Source organism: Telluria sp. AIW5 (assembly GCF_056680575.1).
Window position 1 is genome coordinate 3,492,043 of sequence record NZ_CM155289.1, and the last position, 23,826, is coordinate 3,515,868.

Genomic DNA, 23,826 nt, shown 5'->3' on the forward strand with positions numbered 1-23,826 from the left:
TGCCCACGCGTGGATGACGATCATTGTTGGCTGCGATCGCGGCTGACACTATGCACGCTTCACGCCTGGGCACGGGGCGCCCACCCTACGGTCCATTCCGGTCACGTAAACAATGCGCGCGCCAGCACGCGCGCCACGTGGACGGCTTCGCGCTGCGCGCCGTCGGCGATCTGGTGGCGGCAACTGGTGCCGTCCGCAACCAGAACGGTGTCGGCGCCGGCGGCGCGCACCGCCGGCAGCAGGGACAGTTCGGCCATCTGCATCGACACGGCATAGTGTTTCGCTTCGTAGCCGAAGCTGCCCGCCATGCCGCAGCAGCTCGATTCGATCAGCTCCACCTTCATGCCCGGGATCAGGCCCAGCACGGTCTGCACCGGCCGCACCGCGTCGAAAGCCTTTTGGTGGCAGTGGCCGTGCAGCAGCGCGCGCGATTCCGGCAGCGCCGACAAGGCCAGCTTCAGCTTGCCGGCGGCGTGCTCGCGCGCCAGGAATTCCTCGAACAGCAAGGCCTGTGCGCCCAGGGCCTCCGCGTCCCGGCCCAGGCCCATGACCAGGAATTCGTCGCGCAGCGTGAGCAGGCAGGACGGCTCCAGCCCGACCACCGGCACGCCGCGCGCGACAAACGGGCGCATCGCTTCCACCACGCGCCGCGCCTCGGCCTTCGCCTGGTCGACCAGGCCGCTGGCGAGGTAGGTGCGGCCGCAGCACAAGGGCCGCGCAGGCTCTGCGTCTGCCGCCGCCGGCCGCGCCACGTGCACCTTGTAGCCGGCCGCCTGCAGCACCCGCAGGGCGGCCACGGCGTTTTCGCTCTCGAAGTAATTGTTGAAGGTATCGGCGAACAGCACGACGTCCGCCTGCTCCGGGGCCAGGACCGGCGCCGTCACGCCGGCCATGAAGGTGTCGCGGCGCCAGGTGGGCAGCGAGCGCCTGGCGGAGAAGCCGAACAGCTTCTCGGACAATCTGGCCGCCCCCGGCACCGTATCGCGCAGGTTCGCCAGCCACGGCATCCGCGCCGCCCACGGCGCCCAGCGCGGCAGGTTGGCGATCAGCTTGTCCTTGCGCGACAGGCCATGCTTCTTCTGGTAGTGGTAGAGGAATTCGGTCTTCATGCGCGCCATGTCGACGCCGGTGGGGCAGTCGCGCTTGCAGCCCTTGCAGCTGACGCAGAGGTCGAGCGCCTCGCGCGTCGCTTCGGAGGTGAATCCGTCTTCGCCCAGCTGGCCGGACAAGGCCAGGCGCAGGGTGTTGGCGCGGCCGCGCGTCAGGTGCTGCTCGTCTTTGGTGACGCGGTAGCTCGGGCACATGGTGCCGGCGTCGAACTTGCGGCAATGGCCGTTGTTGTTGCACATGTCGACGGCCTTGGCGAAGCCGCCAGCCGGGTCGCCGCCGGCGCCGGGCGCCGTGCTTTGCTCCGTCACCGGATCGACCTGGACGTTCCAGGCCGACCAGTCCAGCGCCGTTTTCAACGCGGCCGGCTGGTAGCCCGGCTTGTAGCGGAACAGGGACTGGTCGTCCATGCGCGTGCTGCGCACGATCTTCCCGGGGTTCATGAGGCCGGCCGGATCGAACAGGTTCTTGATGTCCTCGAAGGCGCGCAGCAGGCGCGGGCCGAACTGCCAGGCCACCCATTCGCTGCGCACCAGGCCGTCGCCGTGCTCGCCGGAGAAGGCGCCTTTGTACTTGCGCACCAGCGCGCCCGCTTCTTCGGCAATCGCCCGCATCTTTTCGGCGCCGCCGCGGCGCAGGTCGAGGATCGGCCGCACGTGCAGGGTGCCGACCGAGGCGTGGGCGTACCAGGTGCCGCGCGTGCCGTAGCGGGCGAACACCTCGGTCAGGCTGGCGGTGTATTCGGCCAGGTGTTCGAGCGGCACGGCGCAGTCTTCGATGAAGGAGACCGGTTTGCCGTCGCCGCGCATGCTCATCATGATGTTCAGGCCCGCCTTGCGCACTTCCCACAACGCCTTCTGGGCGCCGGCATCGACCATCTCGACCACGCTGCCGGGCAGTCCCAGTTCGGCCATCAAGGCCACCAGGCTGGCCAGGCCGGCGCGCTGCTCGTCCAGCGATTCGCCGGCGAATTCCACCAGCAGGATCGCATCCGGCGCGCCGATCAGGGCTTTGTCGATCACCGGGCGGAAGGCCGGATTGTCGCGCGCCAGCTCGATCATGGTGCGGTCGACCAGCTCCACCGCCACCGGCGCCAGCTTGACGATATGGCGCGTCGTGTCCATCGCCTGGTGGAAGGTCGGGAAGTTGATGACGCCCAGCGTTTTATGTTTGGGCAGCGGCAGCACCCTGAGCACGATGCGCTTTGTCGTCGCCAGCGTGCCCTCGCTGCCTACCAGCAGGTGGGCCAGGTTGACGCTGCCGTCCTCGGTGTAGGGCCGTTCGCTCTGCGGGTGCCAGATGTCGATGTTGTAGCCGCCGACCCGGCGCATCACCTTGGGCACCATGCGCGCGATTTCGTCGTTCTCGCGCGCGGCGATGGCGCGCAGGCCGGCAATGAGTTCCTGCACGCGCGGCGGCGCATCCTCATGCTGCATCGCGCGCTCGTCCTGGAACCTGGCCTCGGTGCCGTCCGACAGGATGGCGTCGATCGCGACGACGTTGTGCACCATGTTGCCGTAGGCGAGGGAGCGCGAGCCGCAGGAGTTGTTGCCGGCCATGCCGCCGAGCGTGCACTGGGCCGCCGTGCTGACGTCGACCGGGAACCAGACGCCGTGGGGTTTCAACCAGGCGTTCAGGTGGTCGAGCACGATCCCCGGCTGCACCGTCACGGCCATGGCGGCCGGGTCGAAATCGAGTACCGCGTTCAGGTATTTGCTGTTGTCGATGACCAGCGCTTCGCCCACGGTCTGCCCGCACTGGCTGGTGCCGGCGCCGCGCGGCAGGATCGGCACGCCCATTTCGCGCGCGATGGCAATCGCCAGCTCGACGTCGCGCTCGGTGCGCGGCACGAAGACCCCGACCGGCTCCACCTGGTAGATCGAGGCGTCGGTGGAATAGCGGCCGCGCGAGGCGGCGTCGAACAGGACTTCACCTCCGGTTTCCGCGGCCAGCCGCTTTGCCAGTCCTTGCCCATTCATTCGGGAAGCGAGTTGTTCGCTCAACTTGATCGGTGCCGCGGCGGGTGCATTCATCGGGTCTAGGGTTCCTGGGTGGCTTTCGATGCGCGCAGGTCGGCCACGACCGTGGCGCGCTTGGAGAGAAGGTGGCGTTCGAGGACGTCGCGCAGGGCAGGGCCGTCGCGCCGCTGCAAGGCTTCCAGCATCAGGCCGTGTTCCTTCATCGCCGCATCCCACTTGTCCTGGTTGAAGTTGGAACGGAAGCGCAGGTTCTGGATGCGCGCGTTCATGTGCAGGTAGGTGGTCGTCAGCACCGCGTTGCGGGCGCTGGCGTTGATGCGGTCATGGATTTCGTGGTTGATCTTGTAGTAGGTCGCCAGGTCGCGCCGCGCATGCGCCGCCTGCATTTCGTAATGCAGCGCGCGGATCTCGGTCACTTCGGCGTCGGTGATGCGTTCGCAGGCCAGCTGGCCGGACAGCGCCTCGAGTGCGCCCAGCACCTCGAAGGTCTGCTCGATGTCGGCCACCGACATCTCGGCCACCTGGGCGCCGCGGTTGGGCAGGAGTTCGATCAGGCCTTCGCCGGCCAGTACCTTGAAGGCTTCGCGCAGCGGCGTGCGCGAGACCAGCAGCTGTTCGCACAGCACCCGTTCGTTGAGACGGGTGCCGGGCGCCAGGGTGCCCTCGATGATCATGTCGCGCAGGCGTACCGTGACGGCGGAAGCCAGGCCCTGGCGGTCGATGACGGCCGGGCGTGGGGGGATGGGGAATGTTGGTTCGTGAATCATGAAATATATTGTATACGATTTATTTCGGCGGTAAATGTTTCTTTGAGCCGCAGGCGGTGGCGCGCGCCCAGGGCGCAGCCCAGGACGTTTCCCCTTTGTATTGCCCGCATGCAAGCGGAATAATGCGCCAGTCGCGCGTTGCAGCGCACCACGATATTTTCTTGACTCTGCGGCTTTTACGTATATTGTATGCAAAGTTGCTCGTCGATCGAATATCTCTGACTGCGTTGGCCCTTCCTCTAGGAGTTGCAATGTTGAAGCTGAATTCCCACCCGTCCGGACGGCATTTCCTGCAGATCCCCGGCCCGACCAACGTCCCCGACCGCATCCTGCGGGCCATGGACTATCCCACTATCGACCACCGCGGTCCGGAGTTCCAGCAGCTCGGTAAAAAAATCCTGGGCCAGATCGGCCAGGTCTTCCAGACCGTGCAGCCGGTGGTGATCTATCCGGCTTCCGGCACCGGTGCGTGGGAGGCGGCGCTGGTCAATACGCTGTCCCCCGGCGACACGGTGCTGATGTACGAGACCGGCCACTTCGCCACGCTGTGGAAGCGGCTGGCCGAGCGGCTTGCCTTGAAACCCGAATTCATCGGCGACGACTGGCGCCGCGGCGCCGACCCGGCCCGCATCGAAGCGCGCCTGCTGGAAGACAAGGATCACCAGATCAAGGCCGTGTGCGTGGTGCATAACGAGACGTCGACCGGCGTCACCTCGGATATCGCCGCGGTGCGCCGCGCCATCGACAATGCCGGCCACCCGGCACTGCTGCTGGTCGACACGATTTCCTCGCTCGGCTCGCTCGATTACCGCCACGACGAATGGGGCGTGGACGTCACCGTGGCCGGCTCGCAGAAGGGCCTGATGCTGCCGCCGGGCCTCTCCTTCAACGCCGTGTCGCAGAAGGCGCTGGCCGCCTCGCGCACCGCGAAACTGCCGCGCGCGTTCTGGGCCTGGGACGAGATCATCGAAGCCAACAAGAACGGCTTCTGGCCCTACACCCCGGCGACCAACCTGTTGTACGGCCTGTCGGAAGCCTGCGACATGCTGCTCGAGGAAGGGATGCAGAACGTGTTCGCGCGCCACCAGCGCCATGCCGAGGCGACCCGCCAGTGCGTGCGTGCCTGGGGCCTGGAGATCCTGTGCGAGAACCCGGCGGAGTACAGCGGCGTACTGACGGCGGTGGTCATGCCGCAGGGCGCGAATGGCGAACGCCACAACGCGGACGCGCTGCGCAAGATCATCCTGACGAATTTCAACATGTCGCTCGGCCAGGGCCTCAGCAAGCTGAGCGGCTGGGTATTCCGCATCGGGCACCTGGGCGATTTCAACGACCTGACGCTGATGGGAACGCTGGCCGGGGTGGAAATGGGCCTGGCGCTGGCCGGGGTGCCGCACCAGGCGGGCGGGGTGGCTGCCGCGATGCAGTCTCTGCGGGAGTCCTTGCCGGGCGCCGCCCGGCAACAGGCAGCTTAAGGCGTAGTAGAACACTAAAAATAACGGCCACGGCCGGACAGGAGACAGTTCATGAACAACTTCAAGCTTGGTTTCAACGTCACCCTCAAGCACTCTCTCGCAATCGCAGGCCTGGCCCTCGGCATGACCAACGCCGCCATGGCAAAAGATTGGGAACCGACCAAATCGATCGAGTTCATCGTGCCCTTCGGCGCCGGCGGCGCCACCGACAACATGGCGCGCGCGATCCAGGGCATCATCGCCAAGCACAAGCTGGTCAGCCAGCCGATCATCGTGCAGAACAAGGCCGGCGCCAGCGGCGCCGAAGGCCTGCTCGACATCAAGGCGACGCCGGGCGACGCCCACCGGCTGGTCGTGTCCTCGTCCGGGCTGTACACCGTGCCGCTGGCGACCGGGCTCGATTTCAACTGGCGCGACCTGACGCCGGTGGCGATGGTGGCGCAGGACGAATTCGTCTTCTGGGTCAATAGCGACACCCCCTACAAGACGGTCCAGGAATACCTGGCCGCCGTGAAAAAGGAACCGTCGAAGTTCAAGATGGGCGGCACCAGCTCCAAGCGCGAGGACCAGATCATTACCGCGATGGTGGAAAAGGCGGCGGGCGTCAAGTTCATCTACATCCCGTACAAGGGAGGCGGCGAGGCAGCCACCCAGCTGTCGGGCAAGCACATCGATTCGAACCCGAACAATCCGTCCGAATCGATCGCGCAGTGGCGCGCCGGCCAGCACCGTGCCCTGTGCCTGTTCGCGGACAAGCGCAGCGCCTACACCGAGAAGGTGACGGCTACCCAGAGCTGGGCCGACGTGCCGACCTGCAAGGAACAAGGCCTCGACGTGCAGTACCAGATGCTGCGCGTCTTCATGTTGCCAGGCAAGGTGGCGCCGGAAGTGGCGAAGTACTACACGGACCTGATGCAGAAGGTGGTGGCCACGCCCGAGTGGAAAGAGTACGTGACCAAGAACGCCCTGAAGTCGACCGTGATGGTGGGCGACCAGCTGCGCGCCTACCTGGGCAAGGACGAACAGGCCCACCGCCAGATCATGAAGGCGGCCGGTTTCATGGCACCGTAAGGGGCGCACCATGACTCCCCAAGAAGAGACCCACGGTGGCGTGGCGCCGTCGGCGACCGTCATTACCAAGCGGACTATGGAAATCGCGGTCGGCATCGTGGTTGCCGCGTTCGCGCTGCTGGCCATCGTGAGCAACTACAAGCTCGGCGCCGGCTGGGCCGAGGATGGCCCGCAGGCCGGGTATTTCCCGATGCGCATGGGCATCGCCATCCTGCTGGGCAGTATCGTGGTGGTCGTCCAGGCACTGCGCAAGAACGACCGCTCCGCCTTCCTCGAGCAGGCCCAGGCGAAGCTGGTGGCCATCGTGCTGCTGCCGCTGATTGTGTATATCTCGGCGGTCCAGTTCATCGGCATCTACGTGGCCTCGGCGCTGTTCATCGGCATCTTCATGTGCCTGGTTGGCAAATTCACCTGGTACAGGTCGGCCATCACGGGCGTCGTCATCAGCCTGGTCCTGTTCTGGATTTTTGAAATCATGTTCACGGTGCCGCTGCCCAAGGGCCCTCTCGAGCAATTGTTCGGTTACTGATCGGAACTTCACATGGATGACTTCAACGCGCTGCTCCAGGGTTTTTCGACCGTCCTGTCGTGGCACAACGGTGGGCTGATGATCGTCGGCATCCTGCTCGGCATCGTCGTCGGCGTGCTGCCCGGGCTCGGCGGCCCGAACGGGGTGGCGATCTTGCTGCCGCTGACGTTTACGATGAACCCGACCTCGGCGATCATCCTGCTGTCGTGCATCTACTGGGGCGCGCTGTTCGGCGGCGCCATCACCTCGATCCTGTTCAATATTCCGGGCGAGGCCTGGTCGGTGGCGACCACCTTCGACGGCTACCCGATGGCGCAGCAGGGCAGGGCGGGCGAAGCGCTGACCAGCGCCTTTACCGGCTCCTTCATCGGGGCGCTCGTCGGCGTGTTGATGATCACTTTCCTGGCGCCGCTGGTGGCCAAGTTCGCGCTGCGCTTCGGGCCGCCCGAATTCTTCGCGGTCTATTTCCTCACCTTTGCCAGCTTCATCGGCATGGGCAAGGAAGCAAAGGCGAAGATCGTCATCGCCATGTGTGTCGGCTTCGTGCTGGCGGCCGTCGGCCTCGATACGATTTCCGGCCAGTTGCGCATGACCTTCGGCGCCGCACCGCTGTTGCGCGGCTTCGACTTCCTGGTGGCGGTGATCGGCCTGTTCGGCATCAGCGAAATCCTGATCACGATCGAAGAAGGCCTGGCTTTCCGCGGCAAGAACGGCAAGATCGACCTGAAGGTGGTGTTCAAGACCTGGGCCACGATGCCGCGCCACTTCGCCACCTTGCTGCGTTCCTCGGCGATCGGCTGCTGGATGGGCATCACCCCTGGCGGCGCCACGGCGGCCTCGTTCATGGGCTATGGCGTGGCCAAGAAGTTCGCCCGCGACCAGGACAGCTTCGGCAAGGGCAACGTCGCCGGCGTGCTGGCGCCGGAAACGGCGGCACATGCGGCCGGCACCAGTGCCTTGCTGCCGATGCTGGCGCTGGGCATCCCCGGCTCGGCCACCGCCGCGGTCTTGCTCGGCGGCCTGATGATCTGGGGCCTGCAGCCGGGTCCGCTGCTCTTCGTCGAGCAGAAGGATTTCGTCTGGGGACTGATTGCGAGCATGTACCTCGGCAATATCTCGGGCCTGATCATCGTGCTGGCGACGGTGCCGCTGTTTGCCGCGATCCTGCGCATTCCGTTCTCGATCATCGCCCCGGTGATCCTGGTGGTGTGCGCGATCGGCGCCTTCACGGTGCATAACGCCCAGTTCGACATCTGGCTGATGCTGGCCTTCGGCATCGTCGGCTACGTGTTCAAGAAACTCGACTACCCGCTGGCGCCGCTGGTGCTGGCCCTGGTGCTGGGCGACCGGGCCGAGGACGCGTTCCGCCAGAGCATGCTGGCCTCGCGCGGCGGGCTGGAGATTTTCTGGAGCAACGGGCTGGTCGGCACGATCATGACGCTGGCGGTGGCCGGGCTCGGCTGGTCGCTGCTGGGTTCGCTGCGCCAGCGATTCTTCCCGCGGGCGCCGGTGGCTGCGGAGCCAGGCCACGCTGCTTGATTTTCGCAGTACGTAGGGTGGGCATGCCCACGCGTGAACGACGCGCATTGTTGGCTTCGTTTGAAGACAAGCACGCCAACACTAGGGCGGGCGTCACGCGTGGGCATGCCCACCCTACCAGCTCGTCTCCCGCTCCGCCGTGGCGCTGATCTTGTGAATCGACAGGTCGGCGCCATTGTACTCATCCTCGGGATCGAGCCTGATCCCCACCAGCCGCTTGAGCAGGCCGTAAATCAGCCAGCCGGCCGCAAACGCAATCGCCACGCCCATCAGGGTGCCGATCAGCTGGGAGACAAAGGACACGCCGCCCAGGCCACCCAGCGCGCGCTGGCCGAAGATGCCGGCCGCAATCCCGCCCCAGGCCCCGCACAGGCCGTGCAGGGGCCAGACGCCCAGCACGTCGTCGATCTTCCACTTGTTTTGCGTCAGCGTGAACATCCAGACAAAGACGCCGCCGGCGATGGCGCCGGTGACCAGCGCCCCCAGCGGATGCATCAGGTCGGAGCCCGCGCACACCGCCACCAGCCCGGCGAGCGGCCCGTTATAGGCGAAACCCGGGTCGTTCTTACCGGCCAGCACGCCGGCGAGGGTGCCGCCGACCATCGCCATCAGCGAATTGAGCGCGACCAGGCCATTGATTTTATCGAGGGTTTGCGCGCTCATGACGTTGAAGCCGAACCAGCCGACTGCCAGCACCCAGGCGCCCAGCGCAAGGAAAGGGATGCTCGATGGCGGGTGGGCCGCGATCGTGCCCGCTTTCGTATAGCGCCCCCGGCGCGCACCAAGGTGCAGCACCGCCGGCAGCGCCACCCAGCCGCCCACGGCATGGACGACCACCGAACCCGCGAAGTCGTGGAACTCGGCACCGAGGACGGTATGCAGCCAGGCCTGGACGCCGAGGTTGTGGTTCCAGACGATGCCCTCGAAGAAGGGGTAGACGAAACCGACCAGCAGCGCCGTGGCGACCAGCTGCGGGTGGAATTTCGCGCGCTCGGCGATGCCGCCGGAAATGATGGCGGGGATCGCCGCGGCAAAGGTGAGCAGGAAAAAGAATTTGACCAGCTCGAAGCCGTGGCGCGTGCTCAGGGCAGCGGCGTCGGAAAAGAAGTTGACGCCGTAGGCGATGCTGTAGCCGATGAAGAAATACGCAATCGTGGAGACGGCGAAATCGACCAGGATCTTGACCAGGGCATTCACCTGGTTTTTCTTGCGGACCGTGCCGAGTTCGAGAAATGCGAAGCCGGCGTGCATGGCCAGGATCAGGATCGCGCCGAGCAGGACGAACAGGGTGTCGGCGCCATTATGTAGTGCATCCATCCGAGTGACTTTCTAAAAGAGTGCGAATGTAAGACGAGAGGATGTGGTAAAGCAAAATTCGCGCCTCCCCGTGGCGCATCGTCAAGGTGCTGAATATTCTCGACATTTTCCTGCGCGGCAGGGCTTTTCACGTGCGATGCACTAAAAGTGTGCGTTCGGCGCACGTTTTAGCGCACCTGTATGCGGCAGAGCCTGCACTAAAAGCGGGCGCGTGGGCGCCCGGCTTGTAGCGAAGACAATCCCGAACTGCTGGTTTGCAACAGAGCCCGCGAATACTCGCTCAACTTCCGTTTTTACCGGACCGCCTGCTCTACAATGATGTGAGAGTGACGCGCGGAAAGCATCCGCGACGCGCCGGAAACAGCCCAGGAAAACGACCCACGATGCTTCATCCGCAGAACAGCCGGCGCCGCAAGGTGTTCGGCGCCGCAAGCCTCGCCGCGATGCTGGCCGCCCCCGTACTGGCAGCTGCAGGCGCCCCGGCCAGCGTTTATATCGAAGACCTGACCTCGCCCGAACTGCAGGCCCGCATCGCAGCCGGCGCCACCACGGTGCTGGTGCCGATCGGCGGCACCGAACAAAGCGGGCCGCATATCGTGCTCGGCAAGCACAATGTGCGCGCCCGCGTGCTGGCCGGCCGCGTCGCCCAGCGCCTCGGGAATGCGGTCGTCGCCCCGGTCGTCGCCTACGTGCCCGAAGGGTCGATCACGCCGCCGGTCGGCCACATGCGCTTTGCCGGCACGATCTCGATTCCGGACGCCGCCTTCGAATCGGTGCTGGAAGCCACCGCGCGCAGCTTCTGCCAGCACGGCGCGCGCGACGTGTTTTTCCTCGGCGACCACGGCGGCTACCAGAAAAACGAAGAAAAGGCGGCCGACCGCGTCAACCGTGGGCAAGCTTGCCGCGTTCACGCCTTGCTCGGCTATTACGGAGCGACGCAAACGGCGTATGTGGCCGGCCTGAAGCGCCGCGGTTATGGCGATGCGGAGATCGGCCTGCACGCAGGCCTCGCCGATACGGCGCTGTCGCTGGCGGTCGATCCCAGGCTGGTGCGCCAGGAGTTGCTCGCGGCCGGCGCCGCTGCCGGAAAGGCCGGCGGCGTCAATGGCGACCCGCGCCGCGCAACGGCGGCGCTCGGCCAGGCCGGCGTCGATGCTGTCGTCGAGGCCTCCGTCGCCGCCATCCGCGCCGTAGTAGAGGCGCATCCCAACCAGAACCCAACCCGGCAACCCTGAAAAACCCCATCGTGCGATTCAAAAAAACAGTCGGCGCCATCGTCGCCTTGTCCATCGTGGCCGGCGCGGCCATCCTCATGCGTAGCAAGCAGGCACCGGTCGTCACCGGGCCCTCCCACGTCGTCGCGGCTTCCGGCATGCCGCCGGTCCTCGATCCGAACAACCTGTACAGCGAAATCGGTCCGACGCACCTGAGCGCCGCCGTACGCGGCGACCTCGAACGCGTGTACGTGCCGAATTTGCGCTCGAACGACGTCAGCGTGATCGATCCGGCAACGATGAAAGTCGTCGACCGCTTCAAGGTCGGCATCAGCCCGCAGCACGTGATCCCGGCCTGGGACCTGCGCACGCTGTGGGTCGCGAATAACGCCGAGCGCCAGGACAGCGGCAGCCTGACCCCGATCGATCCGGTCACCGGCAAGCCGGGCCAGACGGTGCCGGTCGACGACCCCTACAACATGTACTTCACGCCCGACGGCAAGTCGGCGATCGTGGTCGCCGAAGCCCGGCGCCGGCTCGACTTCCGCGATCCGCACACGATGGCGATGCAGTATGCGATCGACGTGCCGAAGTGCGGCGGCATCAACCACGCCGAGTTCTCGATCGACGGGCGCTATGCGCTGTTCACCTGCGAGTTCGATGGTTCGATCGCCAGGATCGACCTCGCCGAACGCAAGGTGCTGGGCTACCTGAAGCTGAGCATGCCCGGCACGCGCGTGCGCGAAGGCTTCGACCCGCGCAATCCCGGCGCCAGCGAAGTCTGCACGAGCAAGAAGGGCATGCCGCAGGACGTGCGCATTTCGCCGGACGGCAAGCGCTTCTACGTGGCCGACATGATGGCGGACGGCGTCCACATCATCGACGGCGCGAGTTTCACCAAGGTCGGCTTCATTCCGTCCGGTCCCGGCACGCACGGGCTGTACCCCAGCCGCGACGGCAAATTCCTGTACATCACCAACCGCGGCACGCACCGCATCCACGGCAAGCGCAAGGGCCCGGGCAGCGTCGACGTGCTGGAATTCGCCAGCGAGAAGATCGTCGCGCATTGGGCGATTCCGAATGGCGGCAGCCCGGATATGGGCAATGTCAGCGCGGATGGCAAGTGGCTGTGGCTGGCGGGGCGATTTGACGATGTCGTGTACCGGATCGATACGGGCAGCGGCGACGTGCGCTCGGTGAAGGTGGGGGGCGAGCCGCATGGATTGACCGTGTGGCCGCAGCCGGGGCGTTACTCGCTCGGGCATACGGGCAACCTGCGTTAGCGGATCAACCGCGCCTAACTGCCCACCAGTCCGGCCGCGATATTGATCGACATCCCAATGATCGCGGCATTGAATACGAATGACAGCACCGATTGCGCGAGCACGGCCTTGCGGGCCGTCGTGGAATGGATGCTGACATCGGAGGTCTGCGCTGCAACCGCAATCGTGAACGAGAAATAAAGAAAGTCCCAGTACCCGGCCTCCAGGGTATCGTCAGGAAATCGAAGGGGCTTGTTGCCAGTGTGCGAACGATAGTACAGGTGGGCGTAATGGAAGCTGTATATAACGGACACCAGAAGCCATGAGCCCAATACCGTTGCCGCTGTAAGGCCGTAGTGCGTCAGTCTCTGGTCTCCGGTCATGCTTTTGGCGGAGGCGAGTTCGATGACGATCGCAGCCAGGCTGATCATCGCTCCGACAGACATGACCGACAGCGCAAAGACTGCGTTCGCTTCCTCTTGTTCAGCCAGCCTGGTTATCTGGCGCGGGTCGCCGCGCAGAACTACCCAGCTCGTCATGCCCAGGTAAAGCCATACCGCGATATTCCATCCGACCAGGCATTTCAGGGAAAGTCCCCAGCCATGCGGCAGCGCCGCTCCCACAATCACACCTACGGCGGACGCGCTCATCAGGCGTGGATGGGAGTGAAAGAGGCGGTAACGGTTTCGGAAGAAGGTGGAAGACATCTATCTGCAAGCCGATCAGGAAAATTGAATTAAATTTGTAGACGAGCCGTTGTTGTTAACAGTCAGCTGCGCGGCCCAACTGACGCCAGCCTGCCACGGAAAACGCCAGGCCGTTGGCCGCCAGCGTCGACAGCGACAGTCCCCAGAAAAGTAAATTATGCAAGATAAGCATGCGCTGCAGTTGGTCGGCGTAGAGGACCGCCTGCAGCCGTTTGATCTCCCACAGCAGCGCGCGCCCGCCTGCCAAGTGCCGGTTTCGCTCCTTGATCTCGCGCAGCTGTTTAGTCGGTAGCGTTTCTGTAAAGCCCATCAGGGAGTAGCACTGTGTGTGTGCTTACAGTTTTCGCGCAAATCGGCCAAAAAAAGGCCGGTGAGCACCGGCCTTCGTTTACAACTTGAGAGATTACTTCAGGCGACGACGCAGAGCACCCAAGCCTGCAAGGCCCAAGCCGAACAGGGCGAGGCTAGCTGGCTCAGGAACTTCGCTCACTTCAGTGACTTGCCAGTCGTATGAAGCAGCTGAACCTGGCATATACATCGAAATGTTCTGAGCGCTGTCGAAAGCGTCGCTCTCGTCGTACCAGCTGAGCGAATACACGAACGCGCTGTAGCTGTCATCGCCATTGGCCAAGTCGCTATTAATGAAAATAAAATTATTTTCTTTCCCGTCAAAAGAGACTACTGCTCCAGGAGCCCAATAATACTGGTTCTCGACGTATTGAGCGGAATAAAGGTTGCCGCTTCCGGAAATTTCCGCGCCGTTGATTGCAACAGAGATGTTGGAAAGATCGGTAATGAGATTGCCGTGCGCTTTACCCTCAAATGAGCCAGAAACTGTGTTGTCATTAGCATCAGACATTGCGAAGGTGTAGACACCAGCGTGAGCAGAGCCGATGGTGGCGAGCAGAACAGCAAGGAGAATTTTTTTCATGACATCCTTAGTTGGTTTTAGACGTAAGTCCTAAAAGCAATAATGATGCCATCTAATAATACCAATGACTTATTGGAAATGTAAGTTTCTATTGTAAAATTCTTCGACATGTAAGGAGGCTTGCATCTTGTCTCCAATGCAATTAACTTTATGGCTGGTCTCGACGGCGCCGGAGGTATAAACGGCGTGCAACATAGCTTCCATGTGCTCGATGGGGACGGCGTTCTCATTTGCGGTGACGGCCGCGCCGAGACTGAGGCGTACGCCCAGTTACAGGCTAACGGCTAACGGCTAACGGCTAACGGCTGCTTCGGGGCGGAAGCAGCCGGTCGCTACAGACAGCAGCCGGTCGACAGTTGCCGCACGCAGCGGCTGCGCCGCAGGATCGGCTCGCGACTCTGGCACGGCCTGGCTGTGAATTGCCGGAGGACCTTGCGGATTTGCTACACTGCCGCCTTTATCTGCAAGAGAATGACGATGCCAGACGTCCCGGAACTGCGTGCGCGCGCCCTGCGCTGCCTGCTGGAGACCGATCCGCTCACCAAGACGCTCGCGGTGGCAGCGCTCGCAGAATCCTTCGCCGCCGGCGCGCTGGCGCTCGACAGCGGGGCCGCGCTCGAAGCGGCCGGCGCCATTCCCGGCCGTCCGGAGCGTCCCGAACTCGTGCCACCGCGCCTCGTCGGCCGCCGTTCGATGGTCACCATCGAAGGCCGCGCCATGCTGGTGCACGCGCTGGCCCATATCGAATTCAATGCGATGAACCTGGCGCTCGATGCGCTCTGGCGTTTTCCCGGCTTGCCCGACGCCTATTACGCCGACTGGCTGCAGGTGTCGAAAGAGGAGGCCTATCACTTCACGCTGCTGGCCGATCATTTGAGGACGCTCGGCTGCGCCTACGGCGACTTCCCCGGCCATGACAGCCTGTGGGAGATGGTCGACAAGACGAAAGGGGACGTGCTGGCGCGCATGGCGCTGGTGCCGCGCACGCTGGAGGCGCGCGGGCTGGACGCCATTCCGCCGCTGCGCGCGAAACTGGCCCAGGCCGGCGACAGCGCGGCGGCGGAGATCCTCGACATCATCCTGCGCGACGAAGTCGGCCACGTCGAGATCGGCAACCGCTGGTACGGCTTCCTGTGCGCGGCGCGCGCTTTGCCGCTGCGCGCCACTTACGATGAACTGGTGGTCCGCTACAAGGCGCCGGTGTTAAAGGGCCCGTTCAATCTCGAGGCCCGCCGGCGCGCCGGTTTCACTGAAGAGGAACTCTCGCGTTTTGCGTGAGGCGGCGCCCGGCCGCCCATTCGAGCGTCCACCAGGCCAGCGCGGCGGCAGGGAAAGCCATCCCGGTCAGCAACGCGGCATCCCAGCCGTGGCGCGCATGGACCCAGGCGCCGAGCGCCGAGCCGACGGCGCCGCCAACGAAGAACAGCGCGAAGAAGAGGCCGTTCAGGCGGCTGCGCACGTCGGCGGCGAGCGAAAAAATGGCGCGCTGGCCCAGCACCATGTTGGCGGCCACCGCCATGTCGAGCGCGATCGAGGCGATCACCAGCATGCCGAGCGCCACCGCGCGCGAACCCGGGACGAACAGCGGCAGCGCGAAGCTGGCCACGCCGAGGCCCAGCGCGCCGGCCGTTGCGTACAGGGTGTGGCCGCGGTCCGCCAGCCGGCCCGCGACCGGGGACGCCACGGCGCCCGCCATGCCGACCAGCGCGAAAATCGCGATCCCCGTCTGCGACAAATGGAAGGCCGGGCCGGCCAGCACCAGCGGCGTCACGGTCCAGAACAGGCTGAAGGAGGCGAACATGGCGGCGTGGTAGGCGGCGCGCCGGCGCAGCACGGGAGTCGTCGTCAAGAGCTGCCACATCGAGCCGATCAGGCTCCCGTAGGGCAGGGACGATTCCGGCACCCGCTGCGGCAGGCGCGCGCGCAGCAGGAAGGCGAGCAGGGCGACGGCCAGCGCGGCGCCGCCATACACGGCATGCCAGCTGAAGTGGTCGGCGACCAGGCTGGCCGCGGGGCGCGCCAGCATGATCCCCAGCAGCAGGCCGCTGACGACCTTGCCGACCGTCTGGCCGCGCGTCGCTTCGCGCGACAGGTGGGCGGCGAAGGGCACCAGCACTTGCGCCGCCACCGAGCCGAGCCCGATGCCGAGCGAGGCCGCGAGGAACAGCGCGCCGCTGGTGCTGAACGCGGCAGCGGCCAGCATGACGGCGGTGGCCAGCAGCAGCACGAACACCAGTTTGCGGTTTTCCAGCAGGTCGCCCAGCGGGACGATGAACAGCAGGCCGAGCGCATAGCCGACCTGGGTCAGCGTGACGATCAGGCCGGCCGCCTCGGGCGAGAGGCCGGTGGCCTGGCTGATCGGTCCGACCAGGGTCTGGGCGTAGTACAGGCTGGCGACGATCAGGCCGGCGGCAAAGGCCAGCAGGCGGATCATGCCGGGCGAAATATCGGCGCTGGGGTCGGTAGCGGATGTCATCAAAGCTCCTTGTTGGGTATGCCGCCATTCTAGGGAATTCCTTTGTAAAGATAATTACCCGTCTCGCCTGCTATACAATTCACTTTTCATGAACAATCGGGGTGCGAAGTGGACCGGATCAAAGCCATGCGGACATTTGTGCGCATCGTCGAGGCGAACAGTTTTACGCGCGCGGCCGAAACGCTGAACCTGCCGCGCGCCTCGCTCACGGCGACCATGCAGAACCTGGAAGCCTATCTCGGCACGAAGCTGCTGCAGCGGACGACGCGCTCGGTGTCGCTGACCACCGACGGGGCCGAGTTCTACGCGCGCTGCGTCGAGATCCTCGCCGCCGTGGAGGCCGCGGAGGGACGCTTTCGCGGCATCGAGGGCGCGCCCCAGGGCCGCCTGCGCATCGAGCTGCCTGGTGCGCTCGGGCGCCGGATCGTCATACCGCGGCTGGCCGAATTCCACGCGCGCTACCCGGGCATCGAACTGGTGGTCGGCCTCGCCGACCGCCTGGCCGACCTCACGCGCGACGCCATCGACTGTGCGCTGCGCGTCGGTGAGCTCGACGATTCTTCGCTGATCGGGCGCCGCATCGGCAGCATGCGCTTCGTGACCTGCGCGGCGCCGGCCTACCTCGCAAGCCACGGCATTCCCGCCGTGGTCGGGGACCTCGACCGCCACCGCGGCGTCGTCCATTTTTCGGGCCGCACCGGGCGGCCCTTCGACTGGGATTTCAGCGTCGATGGCCAGGTCCAGCGCCGTCACCTGCCCGGTGCGGTCGCCGTCAACGATGCCGACGCCTATGTCGCCTGCGGCCTGCAGGGCCTGGGCATCATCCAGGCTGCCCGCTACATGGTGATCGAACACCTGGCGAGCGGCGCGCTGGTCGAGGTGCTGGCAGACTTCCCGAGCGTGCCGATGCCGGTCTCGCTCGTCCATCCGCAGGGACGGATGGCGACCCCGAAGCTGCGCGTCTTCGCCGACTGGGTCGCCGGCCTGTTCGCGGCCAACCCGCAGCTGTGCGCCTTGCCCCCAACTTTGGAGAACACATGAGTGAACAAATGAGCCAGCACATCCAGCCGGTGCCCCTGGAAAAAGCCTACCGCCTGCTCACGCACGGCCCGACGGTGCTGGTCTCGGGCCATCACGCCGGCGTCGACAACGTCATGGCCGCCGCCTGGGCCTGCGCCCTCGATTTCGCGCCGCCCAAGCTCACCGTGGTGCTGGACAAGGCGACCAGGACGCGTGCGCTGATCGAAGCGAGCGGGCGCTTCGTGATCCAGGTGCCGACCGCCGCGCAGCTGGCGTTGACGAACGAAGTCGGCAACCGCAGCCTGGACGACCATCCCCGCAAGCTGCTCGATGCAGGCGTCACGCTGCTGCGGATGGCCGGCGACACGCTGCCCTTTGTCGACGGCTGCGCGGCCTGGCTCGAATGCCGCCTGGTGCCGGAACCGCACAACCAGGCCGTGTATGACCTCTTCATCGGCGAAGTGGTGGCCGCCTGGGCCGACGACCGCGTGTTCCGCGAGGGGCACTGGCGTTTTGAAACCGCGGGACCGGAATGGCGCAGCATCCACCACGTGGCCGGCGGCCAGTTCTACGCGATCGGCGAGCCGATGCGCGCCGGCCCCGGCGAGGATTGACGCGTTCGAAAATTTCGATGATAGGGCGGCAAACTACTCGCTTTTTGTTCCCGGGGCAGGCGCGCATAATGGACTCCATGCACAAGACGGCCAGCGCCGGAACGGGAGAGCCCGGGACGGCAGCGAGATTCGAATCGTTCGAACGGCCGATAACAAAAGGAGCGCATCATGTTGAAAGTACGTAAAAGCGAAGACCGCGGCGTCGCCAACTTCGGCTGGCTGGATTCGAAGCACACCTTCTCGTTCGGCCACTACCACGATCCTGCCCACATGGGCGTTGGCCCGCTGCGCGTGATCAACGAGGACCGTGTCTCCGCCGGCCGCGGCTTCGATGCGCACGGCCACCGCGACATGGAAATCATCTCGTATGTGCTCGAGGGCGCGCTGGAACACAAGGACAGCATGGGCAACGGTTCGGTGCTGCGCTACGGCGACGTCCAGCGCATGAGTGCCGGCGAAGGCGTGGTGCACAGCGAGTTCAATCATTCGAAGACGGAGCCCGTGCACTTCCTGCAGATCTGGATCCAGCCGAACCAGGTGGGCGCGGCGGCCGGCTACGAAGAGAAGCATTTCGACGCCGCCTCGAAAACCGGCCGCCTGCGTGTGGTGGCGTCCCCGGACGGCCGTGAAGGTTCGGTCTCGATCCGCCAGGATGCGTCGATCTACGCGGCCATCCTGGGCGCCGGTGATGCGCTGGAATTCCCGCTGCAGGCCGGCCGCATCGCCTACGTCCACGTAGCGCGCGGCGCGCTCGAAGTGAACGGCGAAGCCTTGAAAGCGGGCGACGCGGTGCGCATCGACGCCGAAGCGCTCGTGAAGCTTGGCGGCGCACAGGATGCGGAAGTGCTGCTGTTCGACCTGCCGCAGTAAAGCTCAGTGGTAGTGCTGTAAATGCCACGGCACGATGCGCACCGTAGGGTGTGTAAGGGCAAAATAGTAATGTCCGGTTCTAGCAAAATAGAAATGTCCGATTTTGCTATTTCATTCAAGCTGTTGACTTCGAATATGTCGGAGTTGGGCGATGAGCAGAACCGGGAGCATGAACATGAAAGAAGTAGATCGGGGTAAGGTCATCAAGGCCTTGGTCGACAAGCAGATCAAGCCGGCAACGGCGGCGTTGCAGCTTGGACTGACGACGCGGCAGGTGCAGCGGCTGGCTAACCAATTTCGTGATGCCGGGCCAGCTGGGTTGATCTCGGCGCAGCGCGGTAAGGCTGGCAATCGCCAGCTGAAGCCAGGCTTGGCACAGCAAGCGTTGCAGTTGGTCCGGGACCATTACGCTGATTTTCCACCCACGTTCGCTTGCGAGAAGCTGGCTGAATGCCATGACGTGGTGCTCTCAAAGGAGACGCTGCGTCGCTTGATGATCGAGAGCGGTTTGTGGACACCACGCGACGCCCGCGCAGGCGTTTTGCATCAGCCTCGTACGCGGCGCGCTTGCCTGGGTGAGCTGGTCCAAATCGATGGAAGCCGGCATGATTGGTTCGAAGGCCGTGCTCCGCATTGCGCTTTGCTCGTGTACGTCGATGACGCCACTGGCCGGCTAATGCAACTGTATTTTGCCGAAACCGAAACAACCACCGGCTACTTCGAAGCCACGCGGCGCTACCTCGGGCGCCATGGCAAGCCTCGAGCCTTGTATGCCGACAAGGCTGCGGTATTTCGCTCGGCTGCGCAAAACCGCCATGCTCCGACGCAGTTTCAACGCGCTCTCGATGAGTTGGATATCGAGCTGATCTGTGCCAACTCTCCCCAAGCCAAAGGGCGGGTCGAACGCATGAATCGCAGTTTGCAAGCGCGCTTGACACGGGAACTGCGTCTGGCAAACATCAGCAGCATCGCTGAAGCCAACGTTTGGTGCGACAGCTTCGTTTGCCAATACAACGAGCGTTTTGAGCGACCAGCGCACAGCACGATCAATCTGCACCGCCCAGTCAGATCGAATGAAGATCTGTCCCTGATCCTGGCCCACCGCGAACAACGAAAACTGAGTGCCAAGTTGACGCTGCAATTTGAATCGAAGCGCTTTGTGCTTGTGGATTCGGCCGCTGCCAGGGCCCACGCTGGAAGCTCGGTAGCGCTCTACACCTTTGCCGATGGACGCATCGAAGTACGCGCAGGCACGCACCTGCTGCCGCATACGGTACAAGAATGCAACCTGAAAGCGCGACACTTCATCGATGTCGACACCAAGACGATAGACCACACGCTCGATCAGCTGGCCGAGAAGCGCAAACGCAATCGTCCGTACCGTAATCCCACTGCCGCCGAGATCGCAGCCGGCGTCACCGCTGCCAAACAAACGAGCGCGCGCAAAGTCGCATCCAAGTCGCCTCAACACTGCTAGGAATTGCCGAAAAAAATCGGACATTTCTATTTTGCTGAAACCGGACATTTCTAATTTGCCTTTACAGGGTGGGCACTCGTGCCCACGCGGATCATCGCATGATGCTTGGCGCCGGTCGACAAAATCGCGTACGGCCGGTCGCGAGGTCGGTATGGTCGATATCGGTTGCGGCGTCGCCGACATGCGAGCGGTGAGACAGCGTGGGCACGAGTGCCCACCCTACGGCTATTAGCGCGGCAGGATCAGGCGCGACACCAGGCCCGCGCTGCGCAGGCGCTCGCGCCACCATTGCAGCGCCGCGCCTTCTTCCCCGGTGCGCCAGGCGAGATACAGTGTCTCGTCCGGCTTCGGTTCTTCCACTTCCTTGACGACGAATCGCCCCTGCGCGATATCCTCGCGCACCCAGGCCTCGGGCAGGAAGCCGAAGCCCAGCCCCGCGCGCTGGAAGTCGTATTTTGTTTGCATGTCCGGCGCCGACAGCGTGTCCTGGCCGAACAGCAAACCAACCGTGCGCGCCTGCAGCTGGCGCGCCGAATCGGCCACCGACACGGCGCGGCAGGCGGCCAGGTCGCTTTTCGACAGCGGATGCGTGACCCCGGCCAGCGGATGCTGCGGCGCCACCACGAACACGAAGGTGATCGTCCCCATCGGCTCGGCCGTGTAGCCGCCGCCCGGCGGTCCCATGCCGGCCGCGCCCACCAGCAGGTCGGCACGGCGCTCGATCAGCGCTTCCCAGGTGCCCGACAGTTCTTCCTTCAGCAGGCGCAGGCGCGTCTGGTCGGCGGCGCCGTAAAAGGCGGTGATGTGGTCCATCAGCGCGCAGGGCGAGAGCATCGAGTCGATGGCGATCGTAAACTCCGTCTCCCAGCCGGAAGCCACGCGCCGCACCCGGCGTTCCAGGTCGCCGGCCGCTTTCAGCAGGTAGCGCCCCTCCTTGAGCAGTTCGGCGCCGGCCGCCGTGAGTTCCACGCGCGGGCCGAAGCGCTCGAACAACTGCACGCCCAGGTCTTCCTCGAGTTTCGAGACGGTGTAGGAGATCGTCGAAGGCACCCGGAACAGTTCTTTCGCGGCGGCGGCGAAGGAGCCGCGGCGGGCGATGGTATCGACCGTGAGCAGGGCGTCGAGGCTGAGTTTGAGCATGCGGTTCGCTATCGGTTAGCTGTAAAAAAACCACGATTGCTCGTGGTTCGATGCCGTGCAGCTTCGCCGGCTATCCAACAATTGTTTAATAAAAATAAACAATTGTTGGAGACCCCGGCTGTAAACCGCTTAGAACACGCGCTGGATCCAGCCGTGCTTGTCTTCGGCGCGGCCGTTCTGGATGTCGAGCAGCGCCGTTTTGAGGCGGGTGGTGACCGGACCGGCTTCGCCGTTGCCGATCGCCGCCTCGTAGCCATTGCCCTTGACCTTGCCGATCGGCGTCACGACGGCGGCGGTGCCGCAGGCGAATGCTTCGGCCAGGCGGCCGCTGGCGGCGTCCGCTTTCCACTGGTCGATCGAGTAGGGCTCTTCGCGCACCGTGATGCCGAGGTCGCGCGCCAGCACGATCAGCGAGTCGCGCGTGATGCCGGGCAGGATGGTGCCGGCCAGCGGCGGGGTCTGGATCGAACCGTCTTCGAACACGAAGAAGATGTTCATGCCGCCCAGTTCCTCGACCCATTTGCGCTCGACCGCGTCCAGGAACACGACCTGGTCGCAGCCTTCGCGCGTGGCTTCGGCCTGCGCCGCGAGGCTGGCGGCGTAGTTGCCGCCGCACTTGGCCTCACCGGTGCCGCCGGGTGCGGCGCGGATGTAGTTCTCGGACACCCACAGCGTCACGCCGGCGGCGCCGCCCTTGAAGTAGTTGCCTGCCGGGGAGGCGAACACGCAGAACAGGTATTCGCCGGCCGGCCGCACGCCGAGGGCGACTTCGGTGGCGATCATGAACGGGCGCAGGTAGAGCGCCGCGCCTTCCGTTTGCGGGATCCAGTCGCGGTCGGTGTTCACCAGGGCGTGCACGGCTTCCAGGAACAGTTCTTCCGGCAGCGGCTCCATCGCCAGGCGGGTCGCGGAATTCTGGAAGCGGCGTGCATTGGCTTCCGGGCGGAACAGGGCGGCGCCGCCGTCCGGCTGCGGATAGGCCTTCAGGCCTTCGAAGATTTCCTGCGCATAGTGCAGCACCATCGTCGACGGGTCGAGCGGCAGCGTGCCGCGCGCCTCGACCTTGCCGTCGTGCCAGCCGCGGCCTTCGGTGTAGCGGATCGTGACCATGTGGTCGGTGAACGCGCGGCCGAAGCCGGGATTCTCGAGCACGGCCTTGCGGTCAGGGGTTGGAAGGGGCATCAGGCTTTTCTGGATCGACAGGGTCGATGGACCAACTTTGTTCATACAATCTCCGTGAATCTACAATGCGCGACAGTGCGGTAGTGCGTCGTCAGCCTGTATTATCGACCAATCACAGCATTTTGGCTGCGGGATCTTGATTATGGCAAGCGGCCGATTGCGTCCCGACCGTGAATTGAGGAGAAAACGTGCGTCCATCGATCGCCGCCGGCCCCGCGCCGGCGCTGCCGCCCATGGGCCCCGGCCTGGTGCTGCGGGTCCTGTCCAAACGGCCCCGGCCCGTGCCGGCGAGTGCGCCCGGGCCTTTGCTCTCGACCTTCACCCTGCCGGGACTCGACCGCGATCACGTCGCCCGCTACGGCGCGGCGCTCGGATTCACGTCCGGTCCTGCGTCCGGTCCTGGGCCCGGCCCGGTGCCGCTCAGCTACTGGTACCTGCCGGTCCAGCGCGCCCACATGGCGACCTTGCTGTCGGACGCCTTCCCGTACCGGCTGGCGGGCATCGTCCACATCGAGAACGCATTGGTCGCGCACACGTCCGTCGCGCACGCGCCCGTCGCGCCCGGCGCGCCGATCGAACTGTCCACCCGCATCGACATCCTGCCGCCCTCGGCCTCCGGCGCCGTCTACTGCGCGCTCGAGACCGTCGGCGCGTCGAACGGCGAGCGCATCTTCACCTGCACCAGCAAATACCTCGCCGTGCGCGGGCGCAGCCGGGGCACGGGCAAACGCGAGCAGCCGCCCGCACAGCCGGGCGCCGTCATCGGCAGCTGGACTTTATCGCCATCGAGCGGCCGTGAATACGCCCGCATCTCCGGCGACTGGAATCCGATCCACCTGACGCGCTGGAGCGCGCGCCTGATGGGCTTGCCGGCGCCGATCATCCACGGCATGCATTCGCTCGCCAGGACCTGCGCGGCGCTCGAGAACGCGGCGGGGCGGCGGGTGGCATCGATCTCGGTGCGCTTCACGGCGCCGATCCCGCTCGGTTCGACCGCGGTGCTGACGGCCGGCAGCGAACCAGGGCGCTATGCGCTGTTCCGCGACGGCGTGCTGGCCGCCGAGGGCGCATACACCCTGGCCTGAACGCGCGCCCGCAGCCCGGTCGAAAATTGCACTGTTGAAAGTAAAGGCGCGCAAAGCCCCGTAC

General features: G+C 65.0%; 21 protein-coding genes. 12 read left to right on the forward strand and 9 right to left on the reverse strand.

All coding sequences use genetic code 11. The features are described 5' to 3' along the window. Positions 1-101: 101 nt before the first annotated feature. Together AC1MEM_RS15415 and AC1MEM_RS15420 are read right to left on the reverse strand one after the other, a co-directional pair. Positions 102-3,140 (reverse strand): FAD-binding and (Fe-S)-binding domain-containing protein, encoded by a 3,039-nt coding sequence (locus AC1MEM_RS15415; RefSeq protein ID WP_499471857.1) that lies wholly within the window; start codon positions 3,138-3,140, stop codon positions 102-104. A 5-nt stretch (positions 3,141-3,145) separates the two neighbouring features. After that, the gene (locus tag AC1MEM_RS15420; RefSeq protein WP_499471858.1) at positions 3,146-3,853 is read right to left on the reverse strand and encodes a GntR family transcriptional regulator; all 708 of its coding nucleotides are present in this window, start codon (positions 3,851-3,853) and stop codon (positions 3,146-3,148) included. A gap of 251 nt (positions 3,854-4,104) precedes the next feature. Here AC1MEM_RS15420 and AC1MEM_RS15425 point away from each other — a divergent pair, with 251 nt between their 5' ends. From AC1MEM_RS15425 to AC1MEM_RS15440, 4 genes are read left to right on the forward strand one after another with little or no spacing between them, the layout of a single operon-like run. Next, complete coding sequence (locus AC1MEM_RS15425; protein WP_499471860.1) at positions 4,105-5,328, forward strand: pyridoxal-phosphate-dependent aminotransferase family protein; 1,224 nt, start codon at positions 4,105-4,107, stop codon at positions 5,326-5,328. 51 nt (positions 5,329-5,379) lie between these two features. After that, complete coding sequence (locus tag AC1MEM_RS15430) at positions 5,380-6,399, forward strand: Bug family tripartite tricarboxylate transporter substrate binding protein (RefSeq protein WP_499471862.1); 1,020 nt, start codon at positions 5,380-5,382, stop codon at positions 6,397-6,399. 10 nt (positions 6,400-6,409) lie between these two features. Further along, complete coding sequence (locus tag AC1MEM_RS15435) at positions 6,410-6,928, forward strand: tripartite tricarboxylate transporter TctB family protein (RefSeq protein WP_499471864.1); 519 nt, start codon at positions 6,410-6,412, stop codon at positions 6,926-6,928. A gap of 12 nt (positions 6,929-6,940) precedes the next feature. Then, positions 6,941-8,467, forward strand: coding sequence for a tripartite tricarboxylate transporter permease (locus AC1MEM_RS15440; RefSeq protein ID WP_499471866.1), 1,527 nt, complete (start codon positions 6,941-6,943; stop codon positions 8,465-8,467). A 114-nt stretch (positions 8,468-8,581) separates the two neighbouring features. On the opposite strand, the gene AC1MEM_RS15445 is transcribed toward AC1MEM_RS15440, so the two are convergent. Further along, positions 8,582-9,784: an ammonium transporter gene (locus AC1MEM_RS15445; RefSeq protein ID WP_499471868.1), complete on the reverse strand. Its 1,203-nt coding sequence runs from the start codon at positions 9,782-9,784 to the stop codon at positions 8,582-8,584. Between the two features lie 383 nt (positions 9,785-10,167). Between AC1MEM_RS15445 and AC1MEM_RS15450 the strand changes: the two genes are divergently transcribed. Further along, complete coding sequence (locus tag AC1MEM_RS15450; protein ID WP_499471870.1) at positions 10,168-11,019, forward strand: creatininase family protein; 852 nt, start codon at positions 10,168-10,170, stop codon at positions 11,017-11,019. 77 nt (positions 11,020-11,096) lie between these two features. Further along, positions 11,097-12,281 carry a YncE family protein gene (locus tag AC1MEM_RS15455; RefSeq protein ID WP_499477659.1) on the forward strand — a complete coding sequence of 395 codons (1,185 nt, stop codon included), beginning with the start codon at positions 11,097-11,099 and terminating at the stop codon, positions 12,279-12,281. Positions 12,282-12,295: 14 nt separating this feature from the next. Here AC1MEM_RS15455 and AC1MEM_RS15460 read toward each other — a convergent pair whose 3' ends face one another. From AC1MEM_RS15460 to AC1MEM_RS15470, 3 genes are all read right to left on the reverse strand, one after another. After that, positions 12,296-12,967 (reverse strand): DUF1345 domain-containing protein, encoded by a 672-nt coding sequence (locus AC1MEM_RS15460; protein ID WP_499471872.1) that lies wholly within the window; start codon positions 12,965-12,967, stop codon positions 12,296-12,298. 55 nt (positions 12,968-13,022) lie between these two features. Beyond that, positions 13,023-13,277 (reverse strand): hypothetical protein, encoded by a 255-nt coding sequence (locus AC1MEM_RS15465; RefSeq protein WP_499471874.1) that lies wholly within the window; start codon positions 13,275-13,277, stop codon positions 13,023-13,025. A gap of 93 nt (positions 13,278-13,370) precedes the next feature. Then, entirely contained in the window at positions 13,371-13,898 is a 528-nt protein-coding gene (locus AC1MEM_RS15470; RefSeq protein WP_499471876.1) for a PEP-CTERM sorting domain-containing protein, read from the reverse strand. A gap of 477 nt (positions 13,899-14,375) precedes the next feature. On the opposite strand from AC1MEM_RS15470, the gene AC1MEM_RS15475 reads away from it, so the two are divergent. Then, on the forward strand, positions 14,376-15,176 hold the full coding sequence (locus AC1MEM_RS15475; protein ID WP_499471878.1) for a ferritin-like domain-containing protein: 801 nt from the start codon (positions 14,376-14,378) through the stop codon (positions 15,174-15,176). On the opposite strand, the gene AC1MEM_RS15480 is transcribed toward AC1MEM_RS15475, so the two are convergent. Next, positions 15,145-16,374: an MFS transporter gene (locus AC1MEM_RS15480; protein ID WP_499471880.1), complete on the reverse strand. Its 1,230-nt coding sequence runs from the start codon at positions 16,372-16,374 to the stop codon at positions 15,145-15,147. The two genes, AC1MEM_RS15475 and AC1MEM_RS15480, sit on opposite strands and share 32 nt — an antisense overlap. Positions 16,375-16,500: 126 nt before the next feature. On the opposite strand from AC1MEM_RS15480, the gene AC1MEM_RS15485 reads away from it, so the two are divergent. The 4 genes from AC1MEM_RS15485 to AC1MEM_RS15500 all read left to right on the forward strand — a co-directional run bounded on the left by AC1MEM_RS15485 (position 16,501) and on the right by AC1MEM_RS15500 (position 20,355). Continuing rightward, positions 16,501-17,415 carry a LysR family transcriptional regulator gene (locus AC1MEM_RS15485; RefSeq protein ID WP_499471881.1) on the forward strand — a complete coding sequence of 305 codons (915 nt, stop codon included), beginning with the start codon at positions 16,501-16,503 and terminating at the stop codon, positions 17,413-17,415. 8 nt (positions 17,416-17,423) lie between these two features. Further along, positions 17,424-18,008, forward strand: a complete 585-nt coding sequence (locus AC1MEM_RS15490; RefSeq protein ID WP_499477660.1) for a flavin reductase family protein — start codon at positions 17,424-17,426, stop codon at positions 18,006-18,008. A 168-nt stretch (positions 18,009-18,176) separates the two neighbouring features. After that, a complete protein-coding gene (locus AC1MEM_RS15495; RefSeq protein WP_499471883.1) occupies positions 18,177-18,878 on the forward strand; it encodes a pirin family protein in 702 nt (233 codons plus the stop codon). A 169-nt stretch (positions 18,879-19,047) separates the two neighbouring features. Continuing rightward, positions 19,048-20,355: an ISNCY family transposase gene (locus tag AC1MEM_RS15500; RefSeq protein WP_499471885.1), complete on the forward strand. Its 1,308-nt coding sequence runs from the start codon at positions 19,048-19,050 to the stop codon at positions 20,353-20,355. A 228-nt stretch (positions 20,356-20,583) separates the two neighbouring features. Here AC1MEM_RS15500 and AC1MEM_RS15505 read toward each other — a convergent pair whose 3' ends face one another. Both AC1MEM_RS15505 and AC1MEM_RS15510 read right to left on the reverse strand, forming a co-directional pair. Then, positions 20,584-21,495 (reverse strand): LysR substrate-binding domain-containing protein, encoded by a 912-nt coding sequence (locus tag AC1MEM_RS15505; protein WP_499471887.1) that lies wholly within the window; start codon positions 21,493-21,495, stop codon positions 20,584-20,586. A 129-nt stretch (positions 21,496-21,624) separates the two neighbouring features. Next, positions 21,625-22,677 (reverse strand): branched-chain amino acid aminotransferase, encoded by a 1,053-nt coding sequence (locus AC1MEM_RS15510; protein ID WP_499477662.1) that lies wholly within the window; start codon positions 22,675-22,677, stop codon positions 21,625-21,627. A 188-nt stretch (positions 22,678-22,865) separates the two neighbouring features. Between AC1MEM_RS15510 and AC1MEM_RS15515 the strand changes: the two genes are divergently transcribed. Beyond that, the gene (locus AC1MEM_RS15515) at positions 22,866-23,762 is read left to right on the forward strand and encodes a MaoC/PaaZ C-terminal domain-containing protein (RefSeq protein ID WP_499471889.1); all 897 of its coding nucleotides are present in this window, start codon (positions 22,866-22,868) and stop codon (positions 23,760-23,762) included. The last annotated feature ends 64 nt before the right edge of the window (positions 23,763-23,826 follow it).

What these genes read in the sequence shown, in the direction of transcription:
- AC1MEM_RS15475 (WP_499471878.1), top strand. Translation starts at nt 14,376, where the DNA reads ATGCCAGACGTCCCGGAACTGCGTGCGCGCGCCCTGCGCTGCCTGCTG.
- AC1MEM_RS15450 (WP_499471870.1), top strand. Translation starts at nt 10,168, where the DNA reads ATGCTTCATCCGCAGAACAGCCGGCGCCGCAAGGTGTTCGGCGCCGCA.
- AC1MEM_RS15465 (WP_499471874.1), bottom strand. Translation starts at nt 13,277, where the DNA reads ATGGGCTTTACAGAAACGCTACCGACTAAACAGCTGCGCGAGATCAAG.
- AC1MEM_RS15440 (WP_499471866.1), top strand. Translation starts at nt 6,941, where the DNA reads ATGGATGACTTCAACGCGCTGCTCCAGGGTTTTTCGACCGTCCTGTCG.
- AC1MEM_RS15445 (WP_499471868.1), bottom strand. Translation starts at nt 9,784, where the DNA reads ATGGATGCACTACATAATGGCGCCGACACCCTGTTCGTCCTGCTCGGC.
- AC1MEM_RS15425 (WP_499471860.1), top strand. Translation starts at nt 4,105, where the DNA reads ATGTTGAAGCTGAATTCCCACCCGTCCGGACGGCATTTCCTGCAGATC.
- AC1MEM_RS15510 (WP_499477662.1), bottom strand. Translation starts at nt 22,677, where the DNA reads ATGCCCCTTCCAACCCCTGACCGCAAGGCCGTGCTCGAGAATCCCGGC.
- AC1MEM_RS15420 (WP_499471858.1), bottom strand. Translation starts at nt 3,853, where the DNA reads ATGATTCACGAACCAACATTCCCCATCCCCCCACGCCCGGCCGTCATC.
- AC1MEM_RS15505 (WP_499471887.1), bottom strand. Translation starts at nt 21,495, where the DNA reads ATGCTCAAACTCAGCCTCGACGCCCTGCTCACGGTCGATACCATCGCC.
- AC1MEM_RS15500 (WP_499471885.1), top strand. Translation starts at nt 19,048, where the DNA reads ATGAACATGAAAGAAGTAGATCGGGGTAAGGTCATCAAGGCCTTGGTC.
- AC1MEM_RS15470 (WP_499471876.1), bottom strand. Translation starts at nt 13,898, where the DNA reads ATGAAAAAAATTCTCCTTGCTGTTCTGCTCGCCACCATCGGCTCTGCT.
- AC1MEM_RS15435 (WP_499471864.1), top strand. Translation starts at nt 6,410, where the DNA reads ATGACTCCCCAAGAAGAGACCCACGGTGGCGTGGCGCCGTCGGCGACC.
- AC1MEM_RS15480 (WP_499471880.1), bottom strand. Translation starts at nt 16,374, where the DNA reads ATGACATCCGCTACCGACCCCAGCGCCGATATTTCGCCCGGCATGATC.
- AC1MEM_RS15455 (WP_499477659.1), top strand. Translation starts at nt 11,097, where the DNA reads ATGCGTAGCAAGCAGGCACCGGTCGTCACCGGGCCCTCCCACGTCGTC.
- AC1MEM_RS15495 (WP_499471883.1), top strand. Translation starts at nt 18,177, where the DNA reads ATGTTGAAAGTACGTAAAAGCGAAGACCGCGGCGTCGCCAACTTCGGC.
- AC1MEM_RS15460 (WP_499471872.1), bottom strand. Translation starts at nt 12,967, where the DNA reads ATGTCTTCCACCTTCTTCCGAAACCGTTACCGCCTCTTTCACTCCCAT.
- AC1MEM_RS15485 (WP_499471881.1), top strand. Translation starts at nt 16,501, where the DNA reads ATGCGGACATTTGTGCGCATCGTCGAGGCGAACAGTTTTACGCGCGCG.
- AC1MEM_RS15490 (WP_499477660.1), top strand. Translation starts at nt 17,424, where the DNA reads ATGAGCCAGCACATCCAGCCGGTGCCCCTGGAAAAAGCCTACCGCCTG.
- AC1MEM_RS15415 (WP_499471857.1), bottom strand. Translation starts at nt 3,140, where the DNA reads ATGAATGCACCCGCCGCGGCACCGATCAAGTTGAGCGAACAACTCGCT.
- AC1MEM_RS15430 (WP_499471862.1), top strand. Translation starts at nt 5,380, where the DNA reads ATGAACAACTTCAAGCTTGGTTTCAACGTCACCCTCAAGCACTCTCTC.